This window comes from Sulfitobacter sp. PM12 (assembly GCF_045586035.1).
Lineage (GTDB): Bacteria > Pseudomonadota > Alphaproteobacteria > Rhodobacterales > Rhodobacteraceae > Sulfitobacter > Sulfitobacter pontiacus.
Genome location: NZ_CP151529.1, coordinates 2535234 through 2555878 on the forward strand (window position 1 = coordinate 2535234; position 20645 = coordinate 2555878).

Annotated in this window: 21 protein-coding genes; 7 read left to right on the top strand and 14 right to left on the bottom strand. The window is 61.2% G+C overall.

The features are described from left to right. Window positions 1–68: 68 nt before the first annotated feature. From AADW22_RS12370 to AADW22_RS12380, 3 genes are all read left to right on the top strand, one after another. Window positions 69–1388 (top strand): capsule biosynthesis protein, encoded by a 1320-nt coding sequence (locus AADW22_RS12370; RefSeq protein ID WP_407473823.1) that lies wholly within the window; start codon window positions 69–71, stop codon window positions 1386–1388. A gap of 167 nt (window positions 1389–1555) precedes the next feature. Then, entirely contained in the window at window positions 1556–2641 is a 1086-nt protein-coding gene (locus AADW22_RS12375; protein ID WP_005849224.1) for a polysaccharide biosynthesis/export family protein, read from the top strand. Window positions 2642–2650: 9 nt separating this feature from the next. Then, window positions 2651–4687, top strand: coding sequence for a capsular polysaccharide biosynthesis protein (locus AADW22_RS12380; RefSeq protein ID WP_407473824.1), 2037 nt, complete (start codon window positions 2651–2653; stop codon window positions 4685–4687). Between the two features lie 81 nt (window positions 4688–4768). On the opposite strand, the gene ribD is transcribed toward AADW22_RS12380, so the two are convergent. Together ribD and nrdR are read right to left on the bottom strand one after the other, a co-directional pair. Beyond that, on the bottom strand, window positions 4769–5872 hold the full coding sequence (ribD, locus tag AADW22_RS12385) for a bifunctional diaminohydroxyphosphoribosylaminopyrimidine deaminase/5-amino-6-(5-phosphoribosylamino)uracil reductase RibD (protein WP_407473825.1): 1104 nt from the start codon (window positions 5870–5872) through the stop codon (window positions 4769–4771). A gap of 2 nt (window positions 5873–5874) precedes the next feature. After that, window positions 5875–6342 carry a transcriptional regulator NrdR gene (gene nrdR / locus AADW22_RS12390; protein ID WP_005849229.1) on the bottom strand — a complete coding sequence of 156 codons (468 nt, stop codon included), beginning with the start codon at window positions 6340–6342 and terminating at the stop codon, window positions 5875–5877. Window positions 6343–6535: 193 nt separating this feature from the next. On the opposite strand from nrdR, the gene AADW22_RS12395 reads away from it, so the two are divergent. After that, window positions 6536–7207 (top strand): SDR family oxidoreductase, encoded by a 672-nt coding sequence (locus AADW22_RS12395; RefSeq protein ID WP_407473826.1) that lies wholly within the window; start codon window positions 6536–6538, stop codon window positions 7205–7207. A 2-nt stretch (window positions 7208–7209) separates the two neighbouring features. Here AADW22_RS12395 and AADW22_RS12400 read toward each other — a convergent pair whose 3' ends face one another. From AADW22_RS12400 to AADW22_RS12430, 7 genes are all read right to left on the bottom strand, one after another. Next, on the bottom strand, window positions 7210–7623 hold the full coding sequence (locus tag AADW22_RS12400; protein WP_407473827.1) for a secondary thiamine-phosphate synthase enzyme YjbQ: 414 nt from the start codon (window positions 7621–7623) through the stop codon (window positions 7210–7212). Between the two features lie 34 nt (window positions 7624–7657). Next, the gene (locus AADW22_RS12405) at window positions 7658–8056 is read right to left on the bottom strand and encodes a hypothetical protein (RefSeq protein ID WP_132997390.1); all 399 of its coding nucleotides are present in this window, start codon (window positions 8054–8056) and stop codon (window positions 7658–7660) included. Window positions 8057–8073: 17 nt separating this feature from the next. Continuing rightward, window positions 8074–8484: a hypothetical protein gene (locus tag AADW22_RS12410; RefSeq protein WP_407473828.1), complete on the bottom strand. Its 411-nt coding sequence runs from the start codon at window positions 8482–8484 to the stop codon at window positions 8074–8076. A gap of 141 nt (window positions 8485–8625) precedes the next feature. Further along, window positions 8626–10608: an RNA polymerase sigma factor RpoD gene (rpoD, locus tag AADW22_RS12415; protein ID WP_005849238.1), complete on the bottom strand. Its 1983-nt coding sequence runs from the start codon at window positions 10606–10608 to the stop codon at window positions 8626–8628. 134 nt (window positions 10609–10742) lie between these two features. Continuing rightward, a complete protein-coding gene (gene dnaG, locus AADW22_RS12420) occupies window positions 10743–12716 on the bottom strand; it encodes a DNA primase (protein ID WP_407473829.1) in 1974 nt (657 codons plus the stop codon). A gap of 171 nt (window positions 12717–12887) precedes the next feature. Then, on the bottom strand, window positions 12888–13196 hold the full coding sequence (locus AADW22_RS12425) for a hypothetical protein (RefSeq protein ID WP_005849241.1): 309 nt from the start codon (window positions 13194–13196) through the stop codon (window positions 12888–12890). Between the two features lie 254 nt (window positions 13197–13450). Then, window positions 13451–14881, bottom strand: coding sequence for a Glu/Leu/Phe/Val dehydrogenase (locus AADW22_RS12430; protein WP_037944623.1), 1431 nt, complete (start codon window positions 14879–14881; stop codon window positions 13451–13453). 344 nt (window positions 14882–15225) lie between these two features. Here AADW22_RS12430 and AADW22_RS12435 point away from each other — a divergent pair, with 344 nt between their 5' ends. Genes AADW22_RS12435 through AADW22_RS12445 form a run of 3 tightly spaced genes read left to right on the top strand, consistent with a single transcriptional unit; the run spans window position 15226 to window position 17764 of the window. After that, complete coding sequence (locus AADW22_RS12435; RefSeq protein ID WP_289084179.1) at window positions 15226–16668, top strand: TadE/TadG family type IV pilus assembly protein; 1443 nt, start codon at window positions 15226–15228, stop codon at window positions 16666–16668. Continuing rightward, entirely contained in the window at window positions 16665–17204 is a 540-nt protein-coding gene (locus tag AADW22_RS12440; RefSeq protein ID WP_005849245.1) for a TadE/TadG family type IV pilus assembly protein, read from the top strand. Before AADW22_RS12435 ends, AADW22_RS12440 begins: the two co-directional genes overlap by 4 nt. Next, window positions 17204–17764, top strand: a complete 561-nt coding sequence (locus tag AADW22_RS12445; protein ID WP_064216599.1) for a TadE/TadG family type IV pilus assembly protein — start codon at window positions 17204–17206, stop codon at window positions 17762–17764. Before AADW22_RS12440 ends, AADW22_RS12445 begins: the two co-directional genes overlap by 1 nt. Before the next feature lie 59 nt (window positions 17765–17823). Here AADW22_RS12445 and AADW22_RS12450 read toward each other — a convergent pair whose 3' ends face one another. The 5 genes from AADW22_RS12450 to AADW22_RS12470 all read right to left on the bottom strand — a co-directional run bounded on the left by AADW22_RS12450 (window position 17824) and on the right by AADW22_RS12470 (window position 20599). Then, window positions 17824–18318 carry a hypothetical protein gene (locus AADW22_RS12450; protein ID WP_005849249.1) on the bottom strand — a complete coding sequence of 165 codons (495 nt, stop codon included), beginning with the start codon at window positions 18316–18318 and terminating at the stop codon, window positions 17824–17826. Window positions 18319–18431: 113 nt separating this feature from the next. Then, on the bottom strand, window positions 18432–18941 hold the full coding sequence (locus AADW22_RS12455) for a periplasmic heavy metal sensor (protein ID WP_407473830.1): 510 nt from the start codon (window positions 18939–18941) through the stop codon (window positions 18432–18434). A gap of 3 nt (window positions 18942–18944) precedes the next feature. Next, the gene (locus AADW22_RS12460) at window positions 18945–19307 is read right to left on the bottom strand and encodes a hypothetical protein (RefSeq protein ID WP_235208518.1); all 363 of its coding nucleotides are present in this window, start codon (window positions 19305–19307) and stop codon (window positions 18945–18947) included. Beyond that, window positions 19294–19896: an RNA polymerase sigma factor gene (locus tag AADW22_RS12465; protein WP_373276847.1), complete on the bottom strand. Its 603-nt coding sequence runs from the start codon at window positions 19894–19896 to the stop codon at window positions 19294–19296. The genes AADW22_RS12460 and AADW22_RS12465 overlap by 14 nt, the downstream gene beginning before the upstream one ends. Before the next feature lie 55 nt (window positions 19897–19951). Next, window positions 19952–20599, bottom strand: a complete 648-nt coding sequence (locus AADW22_RS12470) for an EF-hand domain-containing protein (RefSeq protein ID WP_407473831.1) — start codon at window positions 20597–20599, stop codon at window positions 19952–19954. Between the last annotated feature and the right edge of the window lie 46 nt (window positions 20600–20645).

Here is a 20645-nt window from a genome sequence, read left to right on the forward strand (position 1 = left end):
TCTGCCCGCAGCATGACAAGTCCACAGACACGCCACATTTTCGCCGGTATCCGGTGTTTGTCTGCCCGATGACCAAGATAAACCGAAAGCAACCGATGAACGCCGCAGCACCCCGTGAACGGGTCTTCCTTTTCCTGCAAGGGCCGCATGGCCCCTTCTTCAACCGTCTGGGCAAGATGCTTCGTCTGGCGGGGGCGCAGGTCTGGCGTGTGGGGTTCAACGCAGGCGATCGGGCCTTCTGGTTCCACCCGCGCAGCTATATCCCGTTTCGCGGAACAGCTGACACGTGGAAAGACACCTTTGTTGCGCTGCTCGCCGACAAGGGTGTCACAGATATCGTGCTTTATGGCGACACCCGCCCGATCCACGCCCAAGCCGTGGCCGAGGCCAAGGCCCGCGGGCTGACCGTGCATGTCTTTGAAGAAGGCTACATGCGCCCCTATTGGGTCACCTATGAACGCGGCGGGTCCAACGGCAATTCCCGGCTGATGGACATGACCATCGAACAGATGCAGGCCGCACTGGCCAATTCGGATATGGAGGCCCCCCTCCCCCCCGGTCATTGGGGTGATATGCGCCAGCATGTGTTCTATGGCGCGCTCTATCACTGGTTTGTGCTCTTCCGGAACGGCGACTACCGTAACTTCCGCCCGCACCGGAGCTTGCCGGTGACCAAGGAGTTCAAGCTGTACCTCAAGCGGCTGCTGCTGATGCCCGCGCTGGCGCTGGACCGGCTGATCGCAACGCTGCGTATCCGGCTGGGCGGCTTCCCCTACCATCTGGCACTGCTGCAGCTGGAGCATGACAGCTCGTTCCAGGAACACTCCTCCTTCGAGACGATGACCGATTTCCTGACCGTGGTGCTGGAAGGCTTCGCCAAGGGCGCGCCGCGCCACCATCATCTAGTTGTGAAGGCCCATCCGCTGGAAGACGGCCGCGCACCGCTGCGCCGCGTGGTCAAACAGGTGGCGCGGGATTTAGGTGTCGCGGACCGGGTGCATTTCGTGCGCGGCGGCAAGCTGGCGCAGCTGCTCAACGATGCCCGCACCGCCGTTACCGTGAACTCCACCGCCGGTCAGCAGGTTCTGTGGCGCGGAATTCCGCTCAAGGTGTTTGGCAGCGCCGTCTATGCGAAACCCGAATTCGTCTCGGACCAGCCGCTGGCGCAATTCTTTGCCGCCGCCTCGCGCCCCGATAACAAGGCCTACAAGGATTATCGCCGGTATTTGCTGGAAACCTCGCAGGTACCGGGCGGATTTTATGCGGCACGCGCGCGCACGCAGTTGATGCGGCAAGTGGTCGATATGATGCTTGCCCCCGAAGACCCCTACGACGCGCTAGAGCTGGGAACCGCGGCACCAAGGCAACAGTTGCGGGCCGTCACCTGAGCGTTTTTCGCCCAGACAGTAGCTTTTCGATCCAATCTGCGCTAAGCCGATGATAATTACGCCGAAAAAATCGGCGAATTCGAGGCAGAACAAGAACAGGTCGAGGAGACCGGGCAGTGAAATCCGTACCCTTCCGGTGGGCGCGTCCCATCGCATTACTTGCGGCTATGGCCGTGGTATCTTCATGTGGCCTTCCGCAGGTTGGCCCGAACAAACGTCAGATCTTTGCCGGATCGGTCCAGAAGGAAGGCGACGCATTTGTTGTCGCCGTCAACGACCGTGTGACCCGCGCCACCGCCGTCGCCCCCGCGCTTGGCTTTAGCCCGGGGTTCATCAACGCCGGTCAGCTTGGGTCGGATACGATCAACCCCGGTGATACGCTGGGGCTGACGATCTGGGAAAACGTCGATGATGGCTTGCTGGCCGCCCAAGGGGCCAACGCCACCGTGCTGGAAGAAGTGCAGGTCGACGGATCGGGGTTCATCTTTGTGCCCTACGCGGGCCGGATCAAGGCCGCTGGCAATTCCCCCGAAGCGATCCGCCGCATCATCACCAACAAACTGTCCGAACAAACGCCAGACCCGCAGGTTCAGGTGCGCCGTCTGGCCGGTGACGGGGCGACCGTGTCGCTTGTCGGCTCTGTCGGGGCGCAGGGTGTCTATGCGATTGAACGCCCGACACGCACGCTTGCCACCATGCTGGCGCGGGCCGGTGGTGTGACCATCACCCCCCAGATCGCGCAGGTCACCGTGCTGCGTGGCAATCAGCGGGGCAAAATCTGGCTTGAAGATCTTTACAGCCACCCAGAGCTCGACATCGCCCTGCGCGGCGGGGATCGCATCCTGATCGAGGAAGACACACGGTCCTTCGTGGCCCTTGGTGCCACCGGCGCGCAGCAGAAAGTCCCGTTCGAGACCAAGAACCTGTCGGCGCTTGAAGGCATTGCACAGGTCGGCGGCCTCAACGCGGGCACCGCTGACCCGACAGGTGTTTTCGTCTTCCGCAACGAACCCGAAGCGGTCGTGGCACAGGTTCTGGGCCGCAATGACCTGCAAGGCGCACAGCGCATGGTCTATGTGCTTGACCTGACCAAGCCCAACGGCATGTTCATGGCCCGCGATTTCGTGATCCGTGATGGCGATACGCTCTACGTCACCGAAGCCCCCTTCACCCAATGGAGCAAGGTCATCTCCTCGATCACGGGGTCGGCCAGCTCGGTCAACAACCTGTCGTCGCTCGCGTCGAGCAACTGATCTGGGCCGATGGCTTTAGGGCCTGAAATATACGACACACCCGCCGCCGGTTCCCCACGGGACCGGCGGCTTTTTGTGTTTAACGGCGGCTTCATCACCAACCGACGGGTGCGGCGCATCTTGCAGCTGTCGGGCTATAGCCTGCATCTGGGCATGCCGCGCGACGGGGATGCCATCGCTGTCTGGGGCAATGCTGGCACCGCGCATCGTGGGTTGGCCGTTGCATCCAAAAAGGGGCTACCCGTTGTCCGCGTCGAAGACGCGATGCTGCGGTCGCTGTTTCCCGGTCGCGCAGGCGAGCCGCCGCTGGGGCTGCTGATCGATCACAAGGGGCTGCATTTCGACCCGGCACAGCCCTCCGAGCTTGAGAACATCCTGACCAGCCACCCGCTGGATGACACGGCTTTGCTGGACCGCGCGCGCGGTGCCATCCACCGCATCACCGAGGCGCATCTGACCAAATACAGCGGGTTCGACACCGCGCACCCCGCGCCGGATCCCGGCTATGTGCTGGTGATCGACCAGACCTTGGGTGATGCGTCGGTCGCGGCCTCGGGCGCGGACCGGTCGCGGTTCCTTGAGATGCTGGTCTTTGCCCAGCAAGAGAACCCCGGCGCGCGGATCATCATCAAGACCCATCCGGAAACCGCAAAGGGCTATCGCAGCGGGCATTTCGGGCCTGAGGACGCCAACGACCGCATCACCCTGCTGACCGCCCCCATCAGCCCTTGGACCCTGTTTGAAGGGGCCGTGCGTGTCTATACCGTGTCGTCACAAATGGGGTTCGAGGCGATCTTTGCAGGCCACAAGCCACGGGTCTTCGGGCAGCCCTTCTATGCGGGGTGGGGCCTGACCGAAGACGAATTCCCCGTGCAGCGGCGGCAACGTGTGCTGACCCGTGCGCAACTTTTTGCGGGGGCGATGATCCTTTATCCAAAATGGTACGATCCGCACCGTGACTGCCTGTGTGATCTGGAAACGGTGATAGAGGCGATGGCCGCGCAAACTCGGGCCTGGCGCGAAGACCACCGGGGCTGGGTCGCCTCTGACATGCGCCTGTGGAAACGTCAGCCCTTGCAGCGTTTCTTTGGCCGCTGGTCGCCGGTGACCTACCAGAATGATCCAAAGGCCGCCCGCGCCACAGGCAAGCCCTGGATGGTCTGGGCCTCGAAAGCAACGCAGGCCCATGCCGGTGCCCTGCGGGTGGAAGACGGTTTCCTGCGCTCGCGCGGATTGGGGGCCGATCTGGTGCCGCCCCTGTCGCTGGTCTGCGATGATCTGGGTATCTACTATGACCCGCGCAGCCCCAGCCGGTTGGAACAGCTGATCACGTCGCGCGCCAAAATGCGCCCCGACCAGTCGCGCCGCGCGGCACGGTTGATTGCGGTGCTGCGCGACGCGGGGCTAAGCAAGTATAACCTTGGCGGCGGTGGCGATCTGTGCGCCCTGCCCGCCGGACGGCGCATTCTGGTACCGGGTCAGGTGGAGGACGACGCCTCCATCCGTGCGGGCACCGAAGCGGTATCCACCAATCTGGCGCTGCTACACGCCGCGCGCGCCGCGCATCCCGACGCCGTGATCCTGTACAAGCCCCATCCCGATGTAGAGGCCGGGCTGCGCCTTGGCGCGATTGACGCAGGCGGGCTGGCGGACCGTGTGCTCACCGATGCCGACCCCATCGCTCTGCTGGCGCATGTGGATGAGGTTTGGACCATGACATCGCTGCTGGGGTTCGAGGCCCTGCTGCGCGGCGTCAAGGTGGTGACCTTAGGTGCCCCCTTCTACGCGGGCTGGGGGCTGACCGAAGACCGCGGCGATATCCCGGCGCGGCGAAGGGCAGAGGTGAGCATCGAAGGTTTGGCGCATGCCGCCCTGATCGATTATCCGCGCTACTTTGATCCGCGCAGCGGTACCGCCTGCCCGGTCGAGGTGGTGGTAGAGCGGTTGGCCTCGGGTGATCTGTCGCGGCGCGGGGTGGCGAACCGGGTGCTGGCGAAGCTGCAGGGCGTGTTTGCCACACAGGCGCATTTGTGGCGGCGGCGATAGCACAGCGGGGCCAGCCCATGTGCAGATCAGAGGCGGGGGCCAGCCCCCGCGCCCCCGGGATTTTAAGCCATTTGGAAGGGGTTAGGCGGGCGTGTTGCCGCGGGCCCAGATGTGGAGGAGGTCGGGGCCGATGCGCGAAGTTTCGGTCAGGGTGAAACGCGGGGCCTGTGCCAGACGTTGAAGCTGCAGCGGCGCGATGGCGGGCAAGCCGTCCGCGCCAAGGGCCAGACCCGCCGTAAACCCGACGAGTTGATCCACGAGATCCGCCTTTAGCAGCGTCGCAGCCAGTCCGCCGCCACCCTCGCAGAAGATGCGTGTCAGACCGTGGCGTCCAAGCTGCTGGAGCATGTCATCGGCGTCGATTTGGCCCATCTTTGGTGCGCAAGAGATCAGCGTCGCGCCAAGGCTTTCCCAGGTCTCGATCAGCTCTGCCGGGGCCTTGGGGCCGTGGCAAAGGATCAGGGGGATGTCATTGGCGGTTCTGGCGAGCGCGCCATTCAGCGGGATGTCCAGCCCGTTCGACACAACAATCCGTGTCGGCTGGCGCGTGGTGCCAAGGTCGCGCACGGTCAGGCTGGGGTCATCCTGCCGCGCCGTGCCACCGCCCACCATGACCGCATCATGGCGACTGCGCATGGCATGGACCACGCGGCGGGCGGGCGCGGCTGTGATCCATTGGCTTTCGCCCGACGCGGTGGCAATGCGACCGTCAAAGCTGTTCGCGAGCTTGAGCGTCACCATCGGGCGGCCTTCGTCGACACGCAGGAAAAAGCCCAGATGATCCGCGCGGGCTTCATCTTCGAGCACGCCCACGTCAACGATAATGCCCGCCGCACGGAGGATCGCAATGCCCTTGCCGCTGACGCGTGGATCACTGTCGGTGCAGGCAATCACCACGCGCGCAGGCTTGGCGGCGACAAGCGCATCGGCGCAGGGCGGCGTCTTGCCGGTATGAGCGCAGGGTTCGAGGGTGACATAGACCGTCGCCCCCTGTGCCGCAGGTCCGGCCTGACGCAGCGCTTGGGGTTCCGCATGGGGCCTGCCGCCCGGCTGGGTCCAGCCACGCCCGACAATGCGGCCTTGTTGCACGATGACGCAGCCCACGGCGGGATTGGGCCAGACAGCCCCCTGCCCGCGCCGGCCCAGCGACAAGGCCAGCGCCATAAAGCGCGCGTCGTCAGGCATGTTTATTCGTCCGCAGGGGTATCGGGTCGCAGTTCCTGCACGAATTTATCGAAATCATCTGCCGCCTGAAAGTTCTTGTAGACGCTGGCAAAGCGGACGTAGGCGACGGTGTCGATGCGGGCCAGCGCCTCCATCACGATCTCGCCTATCTGTTTCGATCCGACATCGGTTTCGCCCATGCTTTCCAAACGGCGCACGATGCCGCTGATCATCTGATCGATCCGTTCCGGATCAATCGGGCGTTTCTGCATCGAGATCCGGATAGAGCGTTCCAGCTTGTCACGGTCGAAATCCTCGCGCTTGCCCGAGGTTTTGACGACAACCAGATCGCGCAGTTGCACCCGTTCGTAGGTGGTAAACCGGCCCCCGCAGGCGGGACAGAAACGGCGGCGGCGGATCGAAACGTGATCCTCGGCCGGGCGGCTGTCTTTAACTTGGGTGTCGATATTTCCGCAAAACGGGCAGCGCATGGCCGGTCCCCTTATCTTAAACCTGCTCAATAGGGGGTGAAACACCCCCATTCCCCAAAACTATAGGACCAACGCGAGGTTTTGGGTAGGGGCGAAATGCCCATCTATATGTTGTAGCGGGGAAAACTGCCCTGAACTTTGCCTGATACCATGCGTTGTCCCTGCAAGACGACTGATCTGAAAGGAATTCACTATGACCAAGACGCTTTTCATCACCGGAGCCTCAAGCGGGATCGGTGCTGCCACCGCCCGCGCTGCGGCCAAGGCCGGCTGGAACGTCGGGCTGTTCGCCCGCAGCGAAGACAAGCTGAAAGATCTCGCGCGCGAGATCGGGGATCAGGCGCTGGTGCTGACCGGAGATGCCACGCAATACGACGATCAGGAACAGGCCATGAGCCGTCTTGCCCAGAAGTTCGGGCAAATCGATGCTGTCTTTGCCAATGCAGGACGGGGGACATCGCCGGGCGGCACCGAAAAGGGTGACCCGGACGACTGGAAATCGATGGTCGATCTGAACGTGATGGGCGCGCTCTATACGGCCCATGCCGCTATGCCATATCTGCGCAAGACCACGGGGCAGTATGTTGTGACCGGTTCCGCCGCAGGACGCCGCCACATCAAGGGGTCGATCTACGGCGCGACCAAGTTCTTTATCCATGGCTTTGCGGGCAACCTCGCCGACGAAATGGCGGAATGGGGTGGGCGCTGTATGGTTGTCTCTCCCGGTATGGTGGACACGGCGTTCTTTGACGAAGCCAAGCCCGACAAGCTGAAACCAGAAGACGTGGCATCGGCCGTGATGCACGCGCTAGAGGCACCGGCCCACGCAGCCGTGCGCGAGATCCACCTGATGCCGGTGGATTGAGGTCAGGCGAAATGCACCGCGATGCGCCTGCTATGGGGCGCGTCGCGGTGTTCGAAGAGATAGATGCCTTGCCATGTGCCCAACACCATGCGGCCTGCAACCACGGGGATGCTGAGCGTAACGGGCAGCACTGCCGCCTTGATATGCGCGGGCATGTCATCTGGTCCTTCCAGCGTATGCCGGAGGTAGGACATTGACGGGTGATCCGCAGGCGGCACCAGACGCGAGAAATAGGCCAGCAGATCGCGCTGCACATCCGGGTCCGCGTTTTCCTGTATAAGCAGCGAGGCGGAGGTATGGCGCAGAAACAGTGTCACCAACCCGTCAGAGCGCTGCCCCGATAGCGCCTGATGCACCTGATCCGTCACCTCGTAGAGCCCCTGCCCGCCGGTCTTGACCGTAAACTCGCTATTCATTCCGCCCGCCTTGTGCTGATGGGTCAGGCTAGCCTCAACGCCCGGGCGATTGCAAACCACCGCAGAGCGTGATCCCGTGGCTGATGGTCATGGCCGACCCGGCCTTAGTCAAGGATCCGCCCAGGATCACGACGGGCGATGGGGTCAGCCCCGCGGGATCCAGCGTGAAGGTGACGCCACCATCGCCGCCAAAACCACGCGCGCGCGGCTCGCTTACATAAAGCTTCTGACTGTCCTGCGCGCCCATTTCGCGCAGCGCATAATCCGCCGCGGCACACCAATGCCCGCGCGCACCAAAGCCGGTGCTGCCGCTGATATGCACGCCGCCCTCGGTGGGTGTGAAAGTCAGACGGTCATTCGGCACATAGGCCTGTGCGAAGGCCGGGGTCGTTGCCAATGCGGCCAGTACGAAAGCGGTGGTCAGGGTTTTCATTGTGGTATTCCTGGTTTTCAAAAGTCTTTAAGTTCAAGGATGTAGTCCTTGCAGAACTGGATGGCGTGGCCCACGGGCAGGGCCTGACCCGCGTTGCGCACCGATACCGAATAGGATTTGAACGCAGGCTCCGACAGCTCTGCATCATTCAGGGTAAAGACGACGCCCTTGCGCCCTACCCCGCTGATAGATGGCCCGCGCGGCGTCTTGACGTAGATCTCAGCAGCGCTTGGCGTGCCCAGCCTTTCCTCGGCAAATTCGGCGGCGGCACACCACATGCCCCGGGCCCCTTCACCATGATCCTCGATCACCTCGAAGGATGCGCCCGACAGCGGGATGACCTGCAGCTCGTTCACCGCTGTAAAGGATTGCGCAAACGCGGCGAGCGGGGCGGCAGAGAGAATGGCGGCAAGGGCAAGGCGTTTCATGGCGGCTCCTGTTTGGTGCGTGGTTCACAGATAGGCTGCGCGGCGGGATTTTAAATTCACAGCTTCGAGATCGTCGCTTCAGTCCATGAAAAAAGGCGGGTACCTGGACACCCGCCTTTCAAAACTCTCGCGATCACGCGCTTACTGATCGAGGAACGACCGCAGCTTGCGCGACCGGCTTGGGTGCTTGAGCTTGCGCAGCGCCTTCGCCTCGATCTGACGGATACGTTCGCGGGTCACGCTGAACTGCTGGCCGACTTCTTCCAGCGTGTGGTCGGTGTTCATGCCGATGCCAAAGCGCATCCGCAGCACACGTTCCTCGCGCGGGGTGAGGCTGGCCAGAACCCGTGTCGTGGTCTCCTTGAGGTTTTCCTGAATGGCGCTGTCGAGCGGCAGCACGGCATTCTTATCCTCGATGAAATCACCAAGCTGGCTGTCTTCCTCGTCACCAATAGGCGTTTCGAGCGAGATCGGCTCTTTGGCGATCTTCATCACCTTGCGCACTTTCTCAAGCGGCATCTGCAGTTTCTCGGCCAGCTCTTCCGGCGTCGGCTCGCGGCCAATCTCGTGCAGCATCTGACGGCCGGTCCGAACCAGCTTGTTGATCGTCTCGATCATGTGGACCGGAATACGGATGGTGCGCGCCTGATCCGCGATGGAACGGGTGATCGCCTGACGGATCCACCATGTCGCATAGGTCGAGAATTTATAACCGCGACGGTATTCGAACTTGTCGACGGCTTTCATCAGACCGATGTTCCCTTCCTGAATAAGATCAAGGAACTGCAAGCCACGGTTGGTGTATTTCTTGGCGATCGAGATCACGAGACGCAGGTTCGCCTCGACCATTTCTTTCTTGGCCTGACGGGCCTCTTTCTCGCCCTTCTGAACCTGCTGCACGATGCGGCGGAATTCAGAGATATCAAGACCGACGTATTGACCCACCTGCGCCATATCGGCCCGCAGCTCATCCACCTTGTCAGAGGACCGTTCGATGAACATCTGCCAGCCGCGACCGGATTTCTCGGCCATCCGCTCCATCCAGTTGGGGTCCAGCTCGTAGCCGCGATAGGCGTCGACGAATTCCTTGCGGTTGATGCGCGCCTGATCGGCAAGCTTCACCATCGCAGAGTCGATCTGCATGATGCGGCGGTTGATGCCGTAAAGCTGGTCGATCAGCGCTTCGATACGGTTGTTGTGCAGGTGCAGGTCGTTGACCAAAGCCACGATCTCGGAGCGGACGCGCTGGTACTCTTCCTCATCGGTCTTCGAAAAGGTGCCGTCCTCGTTCAGGGTGGCCGAAATCCGGCTGTCCTGAATTTGGCTCAGCTTGACGTAGTCATCGGCAATGATGTCGAGCGCTTCCAGCACTTGCGGCTTCAGCGCGGCTTCCATCGCGGCCAGCGACATGTTGGCCTGTTCGTCATCATCCTCGTCGTCGTCATCGTTCGAGATCGGGTTGCCGTCGGCGTCCACTTCGCTTGTGCTTTCGGCGGGCTTTGTCTCGGTGCCCGCGGTTGGCACGACCGGAGTCGTTTCTTCTTCGTCGCCCATCTGGGTGCCGAATGTCGCCTCAAGGTCGATGACATCGCGCAGCAAAATGTCTTCGGACAAAAGTTCGTCGCGCCAGATCGTGATCGCCTGGAAGGTCAGCGGGCTTTCACACAGCCCCGCGATCATCGTGTTGCGCCCTGCCTCGATCCGCTTGGCGATGGCGATCTCGCCCTCGCGGCTCAGCAGTTCAACCGATCCCATCTCGCGCAGATACATGCGAACGGGGTCATCCGTGCGGTCCAGTTTTTCGGACGTGCCAGAGGACAGCGCCACATCACGGTTGCTTTCCGTGGTCGCAATTTCGGTCCCGCCCTTGGCGTCTTCTTCTTCGGCTTCTTCGTCTTCGATCACGTTGATGCCCATTTCGGACAGCATCGACATCACATCCTCGATCTGCTCCGAGCTGACTTGGTCAGGGGGCAGAACGGTGTTCAGCTGATCGTAGGTGATATAGCCCTTTTCACGGGCTTCGCCGATCATCTTTTTGACGGCGGCTTGGCTCATATCAAGCGAATGGCCGGCATCCTGGTCGTCAGACTTCGCGTCTTCGTTCGTGTCTTTGGCGGCCATGAAATTTCCTCCAGCGAATGGGTGCGAATCACGTGACGTGATTCGGTTGTTCGAATCATGCGGGGTTCTGGGTGATTCTTAAACCCGTTACCCTGTATTTTGTTAAACATCCCGGCGAAAAAGCCACGCCGGGTTCATTTTTCGTCTTTCGCATCACCCTTCAGGATCGACCCCAGCAATGCGTCAAAAGCGCTGCGTTCGTCCCGGCTGATGTGGGCACCGTTCTCGGCAATGTCGTATTCTGCGGTATCTTCCTGCCCGCTGCGCTGTGCGCGATCAGCGTTGCGTGCCGCTTCGCCCAACCGCCATGTCAGCCCTTCATCCGCGGTGCCGGTCAGATCTTCGACCGCATCGGCAATCTCTTCGTCCAGCCCGCGCACGGCTTCCAGCTTGCCCAGTTCTTCGGCGACAGTCATGCGCGTCTTTTCCAGGTTGCCAGGGCTTCGGATGCAGGGCGTGATGGCTACGTGGCGCTGCGCCAGCATGTTTTCAAGGGTGTACTCCCCCACTGCGTCATAAATCTTTTCGCGCAACACCGCCGGATCGTGATGTACATGGCGCAACATCAAATCGCGGATACGCCCGTGATCAGGATCCTGGCAACGCATCGCGGCCAGCCCGTTCTCGAACTCTTCCACCAACTGCGGACAGCCCAGCAGGGCCATCAGGATCACCGCCTCGCGCAGATGCTCCGTCGCTCCCAGCCCGGCTGCGGTCACCAGAATAGAGGACTTCGCACTCGGGGACGGCCCCTGCGGCGCGGGGGCCCACTTGCCTCCACCGGAGGCGCGCGCGACGGGGCTAAAATCTCTCTTGGCCTTTTGCGGACGGAAAAGCTGCCAGCGCAGATCCTTGATTTCCTGGCCATAATGGCTGCGGATCGACGGGTCTTTGATCATCATGATCTTTTCGCGCAACGCCTTGTCCAACCCTGCCTTACGCTCGGGGCTGTCGAAAACGCGACCGTCGGTCTCGCGCTGCCACAGCAGACGCACCATCGGCATCGCGTTATCCAGTAACTTTTGCAACGCTGGTGCCCCGTGCGCGCGGAGCAGATCATCCGGATCCTGCCCGTCAGGCATCACGGCAAAACGCAAGGATTGCCCCGCCTCAAGCAGCGGCAGCGCCAGATCGATCAAGCGCATTGCCGCACGTTGACCCGCCGCATCCCCGTCCAGCGTGATGATCGGCTCGGGCGAGATGCGCCACAACATCTGTAGCTGGCTCTCGGTGATCGCCGTGCCCAAGGGGGCCACCGCCGCGCCGAAACCGGCCTGCACCAATGCAATCACATCCATATAGCCTTCGGCCACGATCAACGGCTTGCCCTGCCCTGCCGCTGTCCGCGCATCGCGCACATTGTAGAGGCTGCGGCCTTTGTCAAACAGCTCCGTCTCGGGGGAGTTCAGATATTTGGCGTTGTCATTCGGGTCCATTGCCCGCCCGCCAAAGGCAATCGCCCGCCCCCGGGCATCCCTGATCGGATACATGATCCGGCCCCGGAAAGTATCATAAGGCCGCCCGCCCTTGGACGAAGGCTTGGCCAGCCCCGCCCCAAGGATCAACGCATCCTCGATATTCTTGGCCTTGAGGTGATCCCAAAGCCCTTGCCACTGGTCCGGCGCGAAGCCGATTTCCCATTGCTCCAAGGCCTGCGGCGTCAGCCCGCGCCCGGCAAGATAGTCGCGCGCGGCCCCTGCCGCGGCGGTGCGCAGCTGCAGCCGAAAATACTGCACCGCCAGCTCCATCACCTCGGCCAGTTGAGAGCGCTTATCCGCCTTCTCCTGCGCGCGCGGGTCTTGTTTTGGCATGGGCATCCCAGCCTCACGCGCCAGAATCTCTACCGCTTCCATAAAGCTGACATTCTCGGTCTCGCGCACGAAAGAGATCGCGTCCCCCTTAGCGTGGCACCCGAAACAATAGTAGAATCCCTTGCGGTCATCGACATGGAAGCTGGCGGATTTTTCCTGGTGGAACGGGCACGGAGCCCACATATCGCCCTTGCCCTGATTGGACTTGCGCGGATCCCACATCACTTTGCGCCCCACCACCTGTGACAGGCTGGCACGGCTGCGCAGTTCATCCAAAAATCCAGGGGGCAGGCTCATACTGTTTTATATTGGGTCGGCAGGGCCAAAGTCCAGCACCCAAAGCCTGCGCGACGGGCTTCATTTTGCCGGATAAACTCCGGGGGGATCGTCCGTCAGGGCGATGGGGGCTGGCCCCCGTCCTACCGCCCCGACAGGGACTACGGCGCGATCAAACGACGCGCGCGGGCGTCATTGGCCCAAACACATTTCGTTCCAGGCGGCAGAAAGGTCGTTGCCCTTCACGTCGCGCATTTTCATTTCATAGACCCAAGGGGCGACCAGCGGGACAACCGCGTCATAGCGATCGGGCCATTCGGGGTTCTTGGAGGCGATGTGATCCGGCACGTCACGCTCTTTCACGCGGTCGATCCGCGCTTGCCGGACGGCCTGCACGACATCTGCCTGATACTGGCAATCGGTTTCAGCGCTGGTGGCGGCGAAGACAGGCGCGCTGGACGTCGCCAGTGCTGCGGCAATCATGAGTTTACCAAATTTCATCGTCACATCTCCTAAATGTTTCTTTGCAAGCCCGCCGCCCTTCCACGGCCTACGCCGTTTAAAGTTAAAGGCTGCAGCGGACATGAGAGCGGGTGCTCATGGCGCAGGAACCTAGCCAGCCCCCGTTGGAATACAAGTGACAGAGCGGTTTTCCGCAGTACGCGCTTGGCGGTTTGGCGCGTCTTTGCCGAAAGCCGCTATCACAGCGGCTTTCGGGGAACTTTTCAGGGGCGCAGCATAGGGCCCGCGCGAGGTTACAGCCCCTTTGCGCGGTAGCTGGCGGCGACCTTGCCGATGCTCACCAGATAGGCGGCGGTGCGCAGGTCTTCGACATCGTCGCGGCTGTGCCAGACTTCCGCCATCGACCGGTAGGCGTCGCTCATCGTGTCGTAAAGACCGGAGCGGACCAGCTCAAGCTCCCCGGCACCCCGCAGGTATTTATCCTTGAAGTTCGGGCTTAGCTGCCAGCCGACACCGCTATCGGCGCTCAGACGTTCCAGCTCGTCCACCAACAGCTGGTGGCGGCTTTCCTCGTTGCGGCGCTGCATACGGCCAAAACGGATGTGGCTCAGGTTCTTGACCCATTCGAAATATGACACCGTCACACCGCCGGCGTTGGCATACATGTCAGGGATGATCACGACGCCCTTTGCACGCAGGATATCATCGGCACCGGCGGTTACGGGGCCGTTGGCGGCTTCGACGATCAGCGGGGCCTTGATGTTATGCGCGTTGGTCAGGTTAATCACCCCTTCCAGCGCCGCAGGGATCAGGATGTCACAGTCCGCTTCCAGCAGCTTGGCACCGTCTTCTTCAAGGGGCGCATCGGGATAGCCCTTGATCGTACCATGCATGGAAATCCAGCGGTGCACCTCTTCCACATCAAGACCACGGTCATCGAACAAAGCGCCGTCGCGTTCAATGATCGCGGTGATCTTGCAGCCATCCTCTTCGCTCAGGAACTTGGCGGCGTGGTAGCCCACATTGCCCAAGCCCTGCACCACGACGCGTTTACCGTCCAGCTCACCGCCCAGACCGGCCTTTTCCATCCCCTCGGTGTCGCGGAAGAAAGCGTGCAGCGCATATTGCACACCGCGGCCTGTCGCTTCGGTGCGGCCATGGATGCCGCCCGCGTTGATCGGCTTGCCCGTCACACAGGCAACCCCGTTGATATCCGTGGTGTTCATGCGCTTGTACTGATCCGCGATCCAGGCCATCTCGCGCTCGCCCGTGCCCATGTCGGGGGCGGGAACGTTTTGCGCGGGGTTGATCATGTCGCGCTTGATCAGCTCGTATGCGAAACGGCGGGTGATCAGTTCCAGCTCGTGTTCGTCATAGTCGCGCGGATCAATGCACAGCCCACCTTTGGAGCCCCCAAACGGTGCCTCGACCAGCGCGCATTTATAGGTCATCAACGCCGCCAGCGCCTCTACCTCGTTCTGGTTTACGCCGGGGCTGTAACGGATGCCGCCCTTGACCGGCTCCATGTGTTCGGAATGGACCGAGCGATAGCCGGTGAAGGTCTGGATACCGCCGCGCAGGCGCACGCCGAAACGCACCGTGTAGGTCGCGTTGCACACGCGAATCTTCTCTTCCAGACCCGGCGACAGGTCCATCAGGGCCACCGCCCGGTTAAACATGATGTCGACGCTATCGCGAAAGCTCGGTTCGGTTCCGGGGTTCATTCTACGCTCCTAAATTGGCTCTGCGACCCTGATGCGGGCCGGTTCATCGCCTCGCCTTTTGAACATGGCACCTGCGTCAAGCAAAGCTGTAAATCACCATATTTCGAAGTTTTCGCACAAATTTTAATCAGTTTGAAAACTTATCACGCAAAGCGAGTAGTCACGGCACACAAGACAAGTCCTGCGCGAAGTTTCCTGACAGGGGACAGTCCGGCTGCTCCGGCGGGATCTGCCCCAAAAACGGTCTGAGTATACACTTTTTTAAACGTATTTCGCCCTATTTCGGCCAACTTCACCCCGCATATCTGCTGGCAACGCCGATCCGCCCGAAATGCGTCTGTCGCATGGGTCGCACGAATAAGGACATGGAAATGCCGGTGAACGATACAGTGAGTAAATGGGTAACCCTCCCCCTGAGCAAGCGGCTGACGCGGTTCGCACGTGAAGACGACGGGTTGGTGACGATCCTCGCGCTTTTCATGATCATGATGATGATCGCCGTGGGTGGCATCCAGCTAGATTTCATGCGCCACGAGATGGAACGCTCGCGTCTGCAAGCTGTGTCGGACCGTGCCGTTCTGGCCGCTGCCGATCTGGATCAGATGCGTGACCCCAAAACGGTGGTGGAAGACTACTTTGCCAAATCGGGCATGACCGAGTTTCTGTCGAATGTCGTGGTGGATGACGGTCTGAACTTTCGCACCGTGACGGTCGACGCAAGCAAGGACATGGACACCCAGTTTATTGGCCGCTTTGGTTTCCCCACGCTCGAAGTGCCCGCCCATAGTCAGGCGGAAGAACGCGTTGCAAAGGTCGAAATTTCGCTCGTGCTCGATATCTCGGGTTCGATGGCCACCAATAACCGTCTGGGCGAAGTACAGAATGCCGCCGATATCTTTCTGGACACTGTGCTGAAGGACGAGAACGAAGACCTGATTTCAGTCTCCCTGGTCCCCTACTCGGAACAAGTGAACGCGGGCCCGCTGATCATGGACCGTATGAACGTGAACAGAAAGCACGACTATTCCCACTGCATTGATTTCGACAATGGCGACTTTGATTCAATCGCGATGAACAGCAGCACACGGTATAACCAGATGCAGCACTTCCAGTGGAACTACGACGGCCGCAACAACTATCGTGACGATACGGTTTGCCCGCGCTACGATTACGAGCGTATTACCCCGTTTTCACAAAACAAACGCACGTTGAAGAACCAGATCGATGATCTTGTACCGCGCGCTGGTACGTCGATCTTCCTTGGCATGAAATGGGCCGCGGCGATGCTTGATCCGGCGTTCCGGGACATCAACAACTCGCTGGTGAATGCCGGTCATGTCGACCGTGAATTCTATAACCGCCCCGCGAGCTATACCGATTCAGAAACGCTTAAGACTGTTATCCTTATGACGGATGGCGCGAATGATAACTCGTTCCGCATCAGTAATACGTACTACAACGAAGATAGCGAGTATGTTCACTGGAATAGGTACAACCTTTGGTGGTATCTACGCCGCGAGGTAAACTCGCGCTACTGGGGCTACTTCTATTATCAGAAGTACAACAAATCGCTGGGCAACACGTTGCTGTCGAATATCTGCGACGCCGCCAAAGCCAAGCGGATCGTGATCTGGTCCATCGGGTTCGAGGTCGATGACGAGGACGTGCCCGCGATGCAGGATTGCGCCTCCTCGCCCAGCCACTTCTTCCGCGTCGAAGGTGTCGAGCTTTCCGAAGCCTTCCGCGCCATCGCCCGCCAGATCAACCAGTTGAGATTGACCCAATGATCGCCCGCATTTCACAAGCGCTGCGCCGGTTCCGCCGGGGTGAGGATGGCGCAGTTGTCCTGATCGAGTTCGTGATCCTCTTTCCGGTCATCTTCGGCATGTTCCTCGCGTCGGTCGAGGTCAGCCTTTATTCCCTGCGGCAGTTCCACCTGAACCGCGGGCTGGAAACGGCAGTACGGTATATCCGGCTGAACACACGCACGACGATCACCCACGACATGATCAAAACGATGATCTGTGACAACGTGGGCTATATCGGCGACTGCAAGGATACCCTGCGCCTTGAGATGGTGCTGGTGAACCCGCGCAACTTCGCCGCGATGAACGCCTCGCCCGACTGCGTGGACAAATCCCTGCCCGTCAAACAGGAACGCGGTTTTACCCTTGGGGCGCAGCACCAGCTGATGCTGCTGCGGGCCTGCGTCAAGTTCGATCCGATGCTGCCGGGCAGCGCTATGGGCTTCAAGTTCGAAACTGATGGCGCGGGACAGGGCAGCATGTACGCCGTATCCTCCTTTGTGCAGGAGCCAAGCTAATGGTTATCACTTATCTCAAACGCCGTGTACTGGCGCGTTTTCTGCGCGATCAGGACGGCAGCGCCTCGATCGAAGCGGTAATCATGATGCCCATGGTCTTCTGGGTCTATCTGGCGATGTTTACCTTCTTCCAGACCTATCAGGAATATTACACCAACCAGAAAGCGGCCTATACCATCGGCGATATGATCTCGCGCGAGACGCTGCCGATGGACACCGAATATATGGACGGCATTCAGGATCTGCTGGACTATATGACCCGTTCCTCGGGTGAAACGACAGTGCGCATCACCTCGGCGAAATACGATCAGAAGAACAAACGCTTCCTGCTGCATTGGTCCCGCGCCCGCGGCAGCCTAAGCGACGCGACCCAAGCAGATGTGACGGGCTGGACGGATAAAATCCCGGAACTGGAGGATGGTGAATATATCACCGTCACCGAGACATGGACGTCATTTGCCCCGCCCTTCAACATCGGGCTGCCGGTGCAAGAGGTGAAGAACTTCGTCTTTACCCGCCCGCGCTACGCCCCTTGGGTGCTGTACTCGGACGGGGCGTAAAAGCTGACGATAACGACAAAAAGAAAAGGCCCGCGGCGATCTGCCTGCGGGCCTTTTGCTTAGGATCGTTCAGCCATCATGGCAGAGATGATCTCGGACATGAACTTGGTCTGACTGCCGGGGGTCATGCCGCCGACACCGATGCGCCGGCCAATCCGCCACCACAGGCCCGGCCGCCAAATGCGGTCACCGCCTGTGCCGGGCTTGGTGCGCAGTAGAAAACCGTTAGACGGCTTGAACGCAAAAACGCCGCGATCCAGCCCGATGATGTCTTCGACCCGTGCAATCACCGTACCGTCGCTGTCGCGTAATTCGGTGGCGGTCAGCTCGATCGCGCCCGCGGTTGCGCGGCGCATCTTGTCGGCCATCCAAAGCGCCAGCCCCCCCATTGCCAGCAAGAACACCTGCCAGCCCAGACCGGGCGACGAGGTGAACGCGACGTAGATCAGGAACAGCCCCAATATCCCAAGCGCCGTCAGCCCGATGGCCCTCCGCCCAGAGGAGGCACGCGTGGTGGCAAGAACTTCGTTTGGATCGTTGAATTCAGGGAGCATGGGGCGCGACTTTCGTTAAGGTCGCTTTGCCTACCGCGCCGGGCGCGCATTTGGCAAGCCCGCGCCGCGCAATCCCGCACGGCAGGCCCTGACCGCTTGGGCCAGTTGCCAGCCTATTGACCGGCCTTCGGAGACTTTGCGCCGTCGCGTTTGCCCTTTTTGCCGCGCTTGAGCATTTCCTCGACACGGTCGGCATAGGCTGCACGCTCGGGTGCCGACATCTCGGCCAACTCGGACAGCCACGCGTTTTGAACGGTCTGCTGAACGGTCAGCGTGGCGTCGCGTTGCAGGTCCAGCACACGGCGTGCCTCTGCGGGGTCGAAGGGCTCTGCGCGGATGGCGGTCAGCGCCTCTTGATACAATGCGCGGCGTGCGGCACGGCTGACGGATTTATCCTCGCGCCCCTTGCGCGCATCGGCAAAGACGGCGCGGCGGCGTTCTTCAGGCAGCGCCATGACGTAGGGCGTGCCATAGTCGCGCATGTGCCGCATCGCGCCACCATGCGGCCCGTCAAAGCGATAGACCGCCCCCGCAACCAGCCCCAGCACCAGCAGGTTCACCCCCAGCGACAGCCCCAAGGCCCACCGCAGTGTCTTCGTGCTTTTGAATGCAAAGCCTGCCATTTTCTATCCCTCGTCCAAGTCCCAGCCGAACGCCGTCAGATCTGACGTATAGGTGTCCAGCGATGTCGCATCGGCGACGATGTAATCGTCGCCGCCCGTGATAATCTGCGTCGCGACATCCGGCAGGCCGCTTGGCGGGGCGACCCCGATCCAGAACCCGACAGCCGTTGCGGTGATCAGCCCGCCCAAAGCCGGTGCGCCGCCGATGGCGCGCCAGAACCCACGCCAGCCCCCTATCGCAGGGGCGGGCTGTGCCGCCAGCGCATCGGCGATCAACCGGTCCATCATGCCCGCAGGCATCTGCGGCGGGGTCGCCCGCGCCTGTTCGAAATGCGCCTCTAGCGTCTCTGTTTCACGTTTTGTCATCATCGTATCCCAAGGCGTCACGTCGTGCGCCCAAAAGTTTCGCCAAAGCCCTTTTGCCCCGTGCGGTCAGGCTTTCAACCGCTTCGACCCCGACATCCAGAATGGTCGCGATCTCGGGGTTCGCCAACCCGTCTATGTGGCGCAGCACCACCGCCTGCCGCTGCCGCTCGGGCAATCTGTCCAGCGCCGCTTGCAAGGCATCCTCGCGCGCCGTGCGCTGCAGCCGAGCCTCGGCGCTCTCCGCCGGATCGGTGGGTTCCGCGATGTCCTCAAGCGGGACACCCCGGCCGCGTTTGCGCAGCCGGTCGGTGCACAGGTTGGCGGTCACACGGTACAGCCAGGTGGTCACCTTCGCTTCGCCATCGCGCCAGTCCGGAGCGATCTTCCACAGGCGCATCAGCGCGTCTTGCGTCACGTCTTCAGCCTCGGCCGCGTTGCCCAGAATGCGGAAGGCGTGACCAAAGATGCGCGGTGTCAACTGGAGCGTCAACAGCCGTGCCGCCGCCGCATCCCCCTGCACATAGCGGTGCAGCAAGGCGCGTTCGGGGTCATCCACCCCGTCGGCATCCGTCGTATCGTGCATATCCATCAAACCGGAGGTAGCCTTTGCGGGCGCGCCGTTCAAGCGCGCCCGCATGCTTGCCTTATTCCGTTGCAGCCGCGTCGCCGTCATCGGACTTGTCGTGCTTCATGTGTTTGCCGGGTTTACCGTGCCCGTCCTTGCCGCCATGACCACCGCGTTTGCCGTGATGCTTGCCACCCATACGGGCTTTGGCGAACTCTTCCGCGCTCAGCGATCCGTTCTTGTCGGTGTCCAGCTTCTCGATCATCTGCTCGGGGCTGTGACGCCCGGCCATTTCTTCCATCGACAGCTTGCCGTCTTCATTGGCATCCATGCGTTTCATCATCTTGTCGTGGCGCTTGGCCATCCGGTCGCCTTTGCCTTTGCCCATGGCTTCAAGCTCGGTCGCGGAAAGCGACCCGTTGCCGTCGGTGTCCAGCTTCTCCAGCATGCGCTGGCTGCGCTCGGCGTGGCGTGCCTTGGCTGCGGCGGCCAGTTCATCCTGTGTCAGGAAGCCGTCGCCATCCGCATCAGCAGCAGCGAAACGTGCCGCAGCGTGGGCTTTCATTTCTTCGGCAGTGACTTCACCGTTCATATCGGTGTCCAACTGGACAAAGTGGCTTTGCTTGCCGCCCTCTGCCTTCTCCGCATTCTGCGCGACCAGTGTCGTGCCGCCCAATGCGATCAACCCGCTCAAGAGTGCGATCTGAAGATTTGCTCGTTTTGTCATCTGTTTCTTCCTTTGGTGATCTATCTAACGCCCGCCGTTTTCAGCG